Source organism: Streptomyces tamarix (assembly GCF_032423885.1).
GTDB lineage: Bacteria > Actinomycetota > Actinomycetes > Streptomycetales > Streptomycetaceae > Streptomyces > Streptomyces tamarix.
The window spans coordinates 87,076-95,943 of the sequence record NZ_JAWCTQ010000028.1; the positions used below are offsets into that span (position 1 = coordinate 87,076).

General features: G+C 76.7%; 9 protein-coding genes and 1 riboswitch. Of the genes, 5 read left to right on the forward strand and 4 right to left on the reverse strand.

Annotated elements, in window-relative coordinates; all coding sequences use genetic code 11:
* Positions 1–47: 47 nt before the first annotated feature.
* The 3 genes from RND61_RS21365 to thiO all read right to left on the reverse strand — a co-directional run bounded on the left by RND61_RS21365 (position 48) and on the right by thiO (position 2,218).
* Positions 48–842, reverse strand: a complete 795-nt coding sequence (locus RND61_RS21365) for a thiazole synthase (protein ID WP_315879636.1) — start codon at positions 840–842, stop codon at positions 48–50.
* A 3-nt stretch (positions 843–845) separates the two neighbouring features.
* A complete protein-coding gene (thiS, locus tag RND61_RS21370) occupies positions 846–1,070 on the reverse strand; it encodes a sulfur carrier protein ThiS (RefSeq protein WP_315879637.1) in 225 nt (74 codons plus the stop codon).
* Complete coding sequence (thiO, locus tag RND61_RS21375) at positions 1,067–2,218, reverse strand: glycine oxidase ThiO (protein ID WP_315879638.1); 1,152 nt, start codon at positions 2,216–2,218, stop codon at positions 1,067–1,069. Before thiO ends, thiS begins: the two co-directional genes overlap by 4 nt.
* Positions 2,216–2,327, reverse strand: a riboswitch (TPP riboswitch). (Overlaps the previous gene by 3 nt.)
* A gap of 227 nt (positions 2,328–2,554) precedes the next feature.
* On the opposite strand from thiO, the gene RND61_RS21380 reads away from it, so the two are divergent.
* The 5 genes from RND61_RS21380 (at position 2,555) to RND61_RS21400 (ending at position 6,962) form a co-directional block, all read left to right on the forward strand.
* A complete protein-coding gene (locus RND61_RS21380; protein WP_315879649.1) occupies positions 2,555–3,742 on the forward strand; it encodes an NAD(P)/FAD-dependent oxidoreductase in 1,188 nt (395 codons plus the stop codon).
* Between the two features lie 92 nt (positions 3,743–3,834).
* Entirely contained in the window at positions 3,835–4,200 is a 366-nt protein-coding gene (locus RND61_RS21385; protein ID WP_315879639.1) for an Rv2175c family DNA-binding protein, read from the forward strand.
* Positions 4,201–4,296: 96 nt separating this feature from the next.
* Positions 4,297–4,974 carry a thiamine phosphate synthase gene (gene thiE / locus RND61_RS21390; protein ID WP_315879640.1) on the forward strand — a complete coding sequence of 226 codons (678 nt, stop codon included), beginning with the start codon at positions 4,297–4,299 and terminating at the stop codon, positions 4,972–4,974.
* A gap of 161 nt (positions 4,975–5,135) precedes the next feature.
* The gene (metF, locus tag RND61_RS21395) at positions 5,136–6,050 is read left to right on the forward strand and encodes a methylenetetrahydrofolate reductase [NAD(P)H] (protein WP_315879641.1); all 915 of its coding nucleotides are present in this window, start codon (positions 5,136–5,138) and stop codon (positions 6,048–6,050) included.
* A 51-nt stretch (positions 6,051–6,101) separates the two neighbouring features.
* Positions 6,102–6,962, forward strand: a complete 861-nt coding sequence (locus RND61_RS21400; RefSeq protein WP_315879642.1) for a hypothetical protein — start codon at positions 6,102–6,104, stop codon at positions 6,960–6,962.
* Between the two features lie 90 nt (positions 6,963–7,052).
* Here the strand turns inward: RND61_RS21400 and RND61_RS21405 are convergent, their stop codons facing one another.
* Complete coding sequence (locus tag RND61_RS21405; RefSeq protein WP_315879643.1) at positions 7,053–8,567, reverse strand: phytoene desaturase family protein; 1,515 nt, start codon at positions 8,565–8,567, stop codon at positions 7,053–7,055.
* Positions 8,568–8,868: the final 301 nt, after the last annotated feature.

Here is an 8,868-nt window from a genome sequence, read left to right on the forward strand (position 1 = left end):
CGACCGGCCCGCGGTGCGGCGCACCCGTCACGGGCGCGCCGCACCGCTCAGAAGGCGGGCCGCTCCGGGTCGAGGACGGCGCGGCCCTCGACGGGGGAGGAGGCGTGCGCGAAGTGGCGGCGCGGGATGCGGCCGGCCCGGTGGGCGAGCCGCCCCGCCTCCACGGCGTGCCGCATCGCCTCCGCCATCAGCACCGGCTCCTGGGCCCGGGTCACCGCCGACGCCAGCATCACCGCGGCGCAGCCCAGCTCCATCGCCAGCGCCGCGTCCGACGCCGTCCCCGCGCCCGCGTCCAGGATCACCGGCACGCGCGCGTGCTCCACGATCAACTGGAAGTTGTGCGGGTTGCGGATGCCGAGCCCCGACCCGATGGGCGACCCCAGCGGCATGATCGCCGCACAGCCCGCCTCCTCCAGCCTCCGCGCCAGGATCGGGTCGTCGTTGGTGTACGGCAGCACCGTGAAACCGTCGTCGACCAGCGTCTCCGCGGCGTCCAGCAGCTCGACCGGGTCGGGCAGCAGCGTCCGCTCGTCCGCCACGACCTCCAGCTTCACCCAGTCCGTACCGAGCGCTTCGCGCGCGAGGCGGGCCGTCAGCACGGCCTCGCCCGCCGTGAAGCACCCGGCCGTGTTCGGCAGGACGCGGATGCCCAGCCTGTCCAGCACGGACAGCACCGAGCCGTGGACGGTCGGGTCGATGCGCCGCATCGCGACGGTCGTCAGCTGCGTGCCGCTCGCCACGAGGGCCCGCTCCAGCACGTCGAGGCTCGGGGCCCCGCCCGTGCCCATGATCAGCCGGGAGTCGAAGGAGGTCCCGGCGATGGTGAGGCGGTCGTCGGCCACGGCTCAGCCCCCCTGCACCGCGGTGAGGACCTCGACCCGGTCGCCGTCGGCGAGGACGGTGGACGCCCACCCGCCGCGCGGGACGACCGTCTCGTTGACCGCCGCGGCCACCCCGGAGGGGGCCGTGGTCAACGTGGCCACCAGCGCGTCGAGGGTGACCGGGGCGGTGAGCTCGCGGGGCTCGCCGTTCACCGAGACGGTGACGGCGGCGCGTACCTGGTTCGTCATGACACTCCTACGGGGGCGAATCGGGCGGGCGTGAACGCGCGGGCGACCTCGGGCAGCTCCCCGGTCGTCAGCACGGCGGCCATCACGTCCCCGGTGACCGGGGTCAGCAGCACGCCGTTGCGGTGGTGGCCGGTCGCCAGGTGCAGGCCCGGCAGCGCGGACGGGCCCAGCAGCGGCGCGTTGTCGGGCGAGCCGGGCCGCAGCCCGGCGCGGGTCTCGGTGAGCGGCAGCTCGGTGATGCCCGGCACCAGCTCGTGGGCGTCGCGCAGCAGCTCGTACACCCCGCCCGCGGTGACCGTGGTGTCCCAGCCCATCTCCTCGCTCGTCGCGCCGACGACCAGCTCGCCGTTCTCGCGCGGCACCAGGTACACGTGGCCGCCCCGGACGACCGCCCGCACCGTCCGGCTCAGGAACGGCGCGTACGCCTCCGGCACCGACAGCCGCAGCACCTGCCCCTTCACCGGGCGCACCGGCGGCAGCACCTCCTCCGGTACGCCGCCCAGCCGGCCGCTCAGGCTCCCCGCCGCCAGCACCACCTGGTCCGCCACCGGCTCCGCGCCGTCCGAGAGGACCGCGCCCGCCGCCCGGCCCCGCACCACCGACAGCCGGTCGGCCCACGCGCGGTGGAAGACCACCCCGGCCCGCTCGCAGGCCAGCACCAGCGCCGCCGACAGCCGCCGCGGGTCGACCTGGTGGTCGCCGTCCACGCGCAGCCCGCCGCGCACGCAGGGCGCCAGCATCGGCTCCAGGCGCCGGCACTCCCGTCCCGACAGCCACTCCGAGGCGAGCCCGCACCGCCGCTGCAGCGCGTGCAGCTCCCGCAGGTGGGCCCGGTCGTCGGCGTCCAGCGCCACGGCGAGCGTGCCGCTCGTGCGGAAGCCGACGTCCAGGCCGGTCGCCTCCTCCAGCTCGGCGACGAAGTCCGGGTAGCGCTCCGCGGAGGCCACGTTGAGGCCGAGGAGCGTCTCCTCGCCGTAGTGCAGCTCCGTGACCGCGGCGAGCATCCCCGCCGCCACCCGGGCGGCGCCGCCGCCCGGCTCCGGGTCCGCCACGGCGGTGCGCAGCCCGCGCTGCGCCGCCCGCCAGGCCGTGACCAGGCCGATGATCCCGCCCCCGATGACGAGGACGTCCGACGTACTCCGTGGCATGGGCGTCCAGCCCCTCCCTTCGCCGGCATGACCCGGATCAGGTTCGTACGGTCGGAGGCCGCCCAGCCTCCCTCTCAGCCCGGTGCGCCGGGCTCCCGCGATGTTCTGGCGTGGCCAGACTAACCCCACGCCCCGAACCCCGGTAAGGGAGCCCGGGCCCGGCCGCCGCGCTCCGGCGGATCAGCGGCGGATCCCCGGCGGAAGCGGCTTCCTGACGGCACGGCCGCTGCGTAAGGTGATCGCGTGAGCGAGCAGCAGCACGAGCAGCCGGGGCAGCGGCTCCCGGGACAGCAGCAGGGGCACGCGGCCGAAACCGGTTCCGCGGACGGGCGGCGCGTGGTCGTCGTCGGGGCCGGGATGGCCGGGGTGCAGACCGCCGTCGCCCTGCGCGAGCAGGGGTTCACCGGGTCGGTGCTGCTCCTGGGCGCCGAACCCCACCAGCCGTACGACAGGCCGCCGCTGTCCAAGGCGTACCTGCTCGGCACGGCCGAGGGCTCCGCCTTCGAAGTGGACTTCGAGTCGCTCGGTGTCGAGCTGCGCCTCGGCGTCGAGGTGACCGGGCTGCGCCCCGGCGACCACGAGGTCGACACGGAGGCCGGCCCCGTCCCGTACGACGTGCTGGTCGTCGCGACCGGCGCCGCCCCCGTGGCGCTGCCCGGCTCCGAGGGCGTCCCCGGCGTCCACCTCCTGCGCACCCTGGACGACGCCGAGCGGCTGCGCCCGGTCCTCGCCGGGCAGCACGACGTGGTGGTCGTCGGCGCCGGCTGGATCGGCGCCGAGGTCGCCACCACCGCCCGGGAGGCGGGGTGCGCGGTCACCGTCGTCGAGGCCGCCGGGCGGCCCCTCGCCGGCGCGCTGCCGGCCGAGGCCGCCGAGCCGATGGCCGCCTGGTACGGGGAGAACGGCGTCGAACTGCTGACCCACGCGCGCGTGGAGCGGATCGAGCCCGGCCGGGTCGTCCTCGCGGACGGCCGCGTCCTGCCCGCCGGAGCCGTCGTCGTGGGCATCGGCGCGCGGCCCGCGACCGGCTGGCTCCGCGGCTCCGGCGTGGCGCTGGGCCCGGACGGCTCGATCGTCGCCGACGACCACCTGCGCACCTCCGTGCCGGACGTGTACGCGGTCGGCGACTGCGCCTCCTTCCCCTCGGCCCGCTACGGGGCGCGGCTCCTCGTCCACCACTGGGACAACGCCCTGCAGGGGCCGCGCACGGTCGCCGCCGCCGTCGTGGGCGGGGAACCCCGGCCGTACGACCCGGTGCCGTACTTCTGGTCCGAGCAGTTCGGCCGCTTCGTGCAGTACGCCGGACACCACGCGTCCGCCGACACGACCGTCCGGCGCGGCGACCCCGCCGACCCGGCGTGGTCCCTGGCGTGGCTGCGGGACGGCGTCCTGGTGGCGCTGCTCGCGGTGGGCCGGCCGCGCGACCTGGCGCAGGGCCGGCGGCTCATCGAGGCCGGCACACCGGTCGACCCGGAGCTGGTCGCGGATCCGGCGGTGCCGCTGAAGTCCGCGGTCCGCGCCTGACGGAGGCGGCCGGGGCCCGTGGGCGACACGGGCCGTGGCCCGGACGGCGGGCCCGGCTACCGGCTGTCAGCGCGGGATGGCAGGCTTGTCGTGTGACCGAGATTGACACGAAGATCGACGCGCTCGTCCCTGCCTGGCTGTACCTCCCCGACATCGCCGAGCTGCTCGGCGTCGAAGTGACGCGGGTGCGCCAGCTCGTCAAGGAGGGCCAGCTGATCGCCGTGCGCCGCGGTGAGAACCGGGCGCTGCAGGTGCCCGCCGCCTTCATCAAGGACGGCAAGGTCGTCAAGGGCCTCTCCGGCACCCTGACGCTGCTGAGGGACGACGGCTTCACCGACGAGGAAATGCTGGAGTGGCTCTTCACGCCGGACCCGTCCCTGCCGGGCACGCCCGCGCAGGCCCTGGCGGAGAACCGCGGCACGGAGGTGAAGCGCCGCGCCCAGGCGCTCGCCGTCTGAGACCGAAAGCCACCGCACCGACACCGGGCGGCGCGCGGACCCGGGCCCCGAAGGCCCCGGCCGCGCGCCGCCGCACCGACCCGGGGGGAACACCTCATGTCCACCAGCACCCGCGCGGCCCTGTCCGACGCGAGGCTGTACCTGTGCACGGACGCCCGCAAGCGCCAGGGCGACCTCCCGGAGTTCCTCGACGCGGTCCTCGCCGCCGGGGTCGACATCGTGCAGTTGCGCGACAAGGGCATGGAGGCCGGCGAGGAGCTGGAGCACCTCGCCGTGTTCGCCGACGCCTGCCGCCGGCACGGCAGGCTGCTGGCCGTGAACGACCGGGCCGACGTGGCGCACGCCGCCGCCTCCGACGTCCTGCACCTCGGCCAGGGCGACCTGCCGGTCCCGGCCGCCCGCGCGATCCTCGGCGACGGGGTGCTGATAGGCCGGTCCACCCACGCGGAGGCGGAGGTCGACGCGGCCGTCGCCGAGCCCGGCGTGGACTACTTCTGCACGGGCCCCTGCTGGCCCACGCCCACCAAGCCGGGACGGCACGCGCCGGGCCTCGGCCTCGTGCGGTACGCGGCCTCCCTCGGCCAGGACCGCCCCTGGTTCGCGATCGGCGGCATCGACGCGGGCAACCTCGACGAGGTCCTGGACGCCGGCGCCCGCCGCGTCGTCGTCGTCCGCGCCGTCACCGAGGCGGACGACCCGGCCGCCGCCGCGGCCGACCTGGCCCGCCGGATACGCGAGCGCGCCGCCGACGCGCCCCCCGTGGCGGCCGGGTGACCCGGTCCCGCCGGGGGCCGGGTCCGCGGGCCGGGACGGCGGTGCCCGCGCCCGGGGTCCTGAGCCCGGTTCCGTCCGCCCCGTGGACAAGATTCCGGCAAAAGACATGAAACCCGCTGCTCTGGTTGGGTGACCCCTCTTCGGGTGGCTAACCTGCCCGTATGGCCCTTGGCACCCCCTCCACCAGGTCGGATCGCGCGCGTACGGTGCGCGATCTGCTCGCGAACGGCACCACGTACTCCTTCGAGTTCTGGGCGCCCAAGACCGAGAAGGGCGAGCGGAACCTCTGGAACGCGCTGCGCCGGGTGGAGGCGGTGGCCCCGAGCTTCGTCTCCGTGACGTACGGGGCCGGCGGGTCCACCCGTGCCGGGACCGTCAAGGCCACCGAGCAGATCGCCTCCGACACGACGCTCACGCCGGTCGCCCACCTGACGGCCGTGGACCACTCGGTCGCCGAACTGCGCAACATGGTGGGCCAGTTCGCCGACGCCGGCATCCGCAACATCCTCGCCCTGCGCGGCGACCCGCCCGGTGACCCGATGGGCGAGTGGGTCCCGCACCCGCAGGGGCTGCACTACGCGGCCGACCTCGTCCGGCTGATCAAGGAGGCCGGCGACTTCTGCGTGGGCGTCGCCGCCTTCCCCGAGATGCACCCCCGGTCCCCCGACTGGGACACGGACGTCCGCCACTTCGTCGACAAGTGCCGGGCCGGCGCCGACTACGCGATCACGCAGATGTTCTTCGACCCCGAGAGCTACCTGCGCCTGCGCGACCGGCTCGCCGCCGCGGGCTGCGACACGCCGATCATCCCCGAGGTCATGCCGGTCACGGCCGTCCGGCAACTGGACCGGCTGCCGCAGTTGAGCAACGCGCGTTTCCCCGCGGCCGTCGAAGAGCGGATCCTCGCGGTCAAGGACGACGCCGCCGCTGTACGCTCCTTGGGCATCGAGTTCGCGACGGAGTTCTGTGCGCGGCTGCTGTCCGAAGGCGTGCCCGGACTGCACTTCATCACGCTGAACAACTCCACGGCGACACTCGAGATCTACGAGAATCTCGGACTGCACCCGCAGTCCTGACCGGCCGTACCCGTCACGTCCCGAGGCGGCGGCCGAAGGAGAGGGGCGGGCATGGACTGGAGCTGGTGGACGGTCCTCTACATCGCGTTCGGCGTCGTCGCGCTCTGGCTTCTCGGCGAGGTGCTCCTGCAGTACAAGGCGCGGCTGCGCTGGCGCCTGCTGGCCTTCTTCGGCTTCCTCGGCGTCGTCGCCGGCGTCGTCGTGTCGTCGATCGTCCTGATCATCGCCGGTGCCGCGGCCTTCGGCGTCGGCCAGACCTGCGTCACGCTGTCGTTCCTGCGCGGCTTCTCCACCGGGTGGGCGCTCGGCGGCAGGCCCGGCGCCAGCCGCCGCCGCAGGACCGCCGGGCAGCCGCAGGACCGCGGCCCCGCCCTGGAGGTCACCGAGCTCGCGTACGACGAGCCGCAGGCCCCGCCGGTGCCGGGCGCCCCGCCCGTCCACGAGCCGCTGCCGCTGCCCGACGACACCGGCGGCTACGGGATCTACGGCACGGACGGCGCGTACGGCACGGACGACACGCACGGCACGGAGGGGACGGACGGCCTGCGGCAGCCCGCCGCCCCCGGCCCGTCCGCCGCGGGCCACCCGGACGCGTACGGCGACCACCCGGTGTACGACCCGGGCGCGTACGCCCCCGTCCACGACCACGGTGCGGGCGGCCAGGAGCAGTACGCCGTCTACGCGGACCCGTACGCCGGAACGGCCACCGCCGCCCAGCCGCACGACGCCCACGACGCGTACGGGCAGCCGTACGCCGCCGACCCCTACGCGCAGCAGTACGCCACGGACACCCCGCCCGGCGGCGTGTGGGTGCCGCCCCAGCGGGACGGGTCGCAGCAGTTCCCGCCGCCCCCGCAGGAGCCCCCCTCCCCGTACGGCTACGACCAGGACGGCCGGCGGCACCACTACTGAGCCGCCGGGGCCCGGCCCCGCCCCCTCCCGACGGCCGACGGCCGACGGTCAACGACCGGCGGGCGGGGCGGGCGGGGCCGCCGCGGCCGGCTACCGCGAGCCGCGGAAGTCCGCGCCCTCCACGATCAGCCCCGCGACCAGCGCCCCCGACATCCCGGCGTGCGCCAGCCCGCCGCCCGGGTGGGACCAGCCGCCGGCGAAGTACAGGCCCGGCAGCGGCGCGGGGTTGGCCGCCGGCAGGTGGGCGCCGCCCCCGCCCGCCAGTGCGGGGCCGGGCACGCGCCGGCTGCCGGTCTCCTCCCCGGTGTGGACCGGCGTGCGGACCTCGCGCCACAGCAGCCGCTCCCGAAGCCCCGGCACCGCCGCCCCGGCCGCCTCCACCATCCGGTCCGCGAACGCCTCCACGGCCTCCGCCGCGCCCCACGGGTCGCCCGGTGCCCGCGGGTTGTCGCCCGCCGGGACCGTCGCCGTCACCGTGACCGCCTCGTGGTCGCCGTCCGGCCGCAGCTCCGCGTCACCGGGCCGCAGCACCACCACGGTCGGCCGCTCGCACGGCGGCCCGCCGCCCGCGAGGGCCGCCCGCTCCCCGGCCGGATCCGCGGAGTGCACCACCGTGCGGTGCGCCGCGCCCTCCTCCCGCGCGCCGCGCAGCGCCAGGCACACGGTCACCCGCCCCGTCGCCACCCCGGTCTGGAAGCGCGGCCACGCGTCCTGCCGCTCCCAGGCCACCACGTGGTCCCGGTACAGCGCCGGCACGGGCGCCCCCGCGACCACGTGGTCGGCGTCCACGACCCTCCCGTCCGCCAGCTCCACCCCGGCGGCGCGCCCGTCCTCCTCCACCACGCCGGTCACCCCGGCGCCGAAGACGAACTCGACCCGCCGCGCGAGGCACCGCTCGTACACCGCGTCCGCCAGCGCCCGCAGGCCGCCGCGCACGTACCAGGTGCCGAAGGTCTGCTCCATGTACGGCAGGACCGCCGCCGACGGGGGAGCGGTCGCCGGGTCCAGGCCGTACGCCAGCGCGTACCCCTCCAGCAGCGCGGCCAGCCGCGCGTCCCCCAGCTCCCGGCGGCCCACCTCGGCGAGGTTCGCCGCGGTCCGGCGCAGCAGTCCCGTCCTCGGCGCCGGGTACGGGTCGCGGGAGAACGGCGCCACGTCGGCCGGGAGCGGCTCCTCCAGCAGCGGTCGCCGCGAGCGGTCCCACGCGTCGCGCGCCCGGTTCAGGAACGCCGCCCACCGTTCGCCCGCGCCCCGCCCGAGGGCGTCGTCCAGGGCCGCGACGACCCCGGCCCGCGACGCGTTCGGCAGCGACACGGCCGTGCCGTCCGCGAAGACGTGCCGGCTCGCCGGGTCGACCTGCGTCAGCTCGACGCACCGCTCCAGCGGCTCCTTGCCGGTCTTGACGAACAGGTCCCGGTAGACGGCGGGCAGGTGCAGCAGCCCGGGACCGGTGTCGAAGCCGAAGCCGTCCCGCGCGAACCGGCGCACCGCGCCGCCGTACGTCCCCGTCCGCTCGTACACCGTCACCCGGTGGCCCGCCACAGCCAACCGGGCGGCCGCCGCCATGGCGCCCATCCCGGCGCCGATCACCGCAATCCGTGCCATGCCGGGGACTCTATAGGCCCCGCCGCAGGCCCCTGCCGAGAGCCCCGGCCGCGCCGGTCGGCGCCGGTCGCGCCCCTCGCGCCGGGGAGCGGGGCCGCCGCGCGCGGGCCCTGAGTACGGGTACTCAGGGCTCCGGATGAGTAGGCGCGCGGATGGGCCGGGGACCGCCGGGGCGGAAGAGTGGGGGCCACGGAAGGGGCGCGGCGCGGGCACCGCCGACACGGGGCTGCGGAACCGGCGTCGCGCACCCGTCCGGACGGGGGGATCGGGGGCCGGCGCGCCGGGGGGGGGGGGGGGGGGG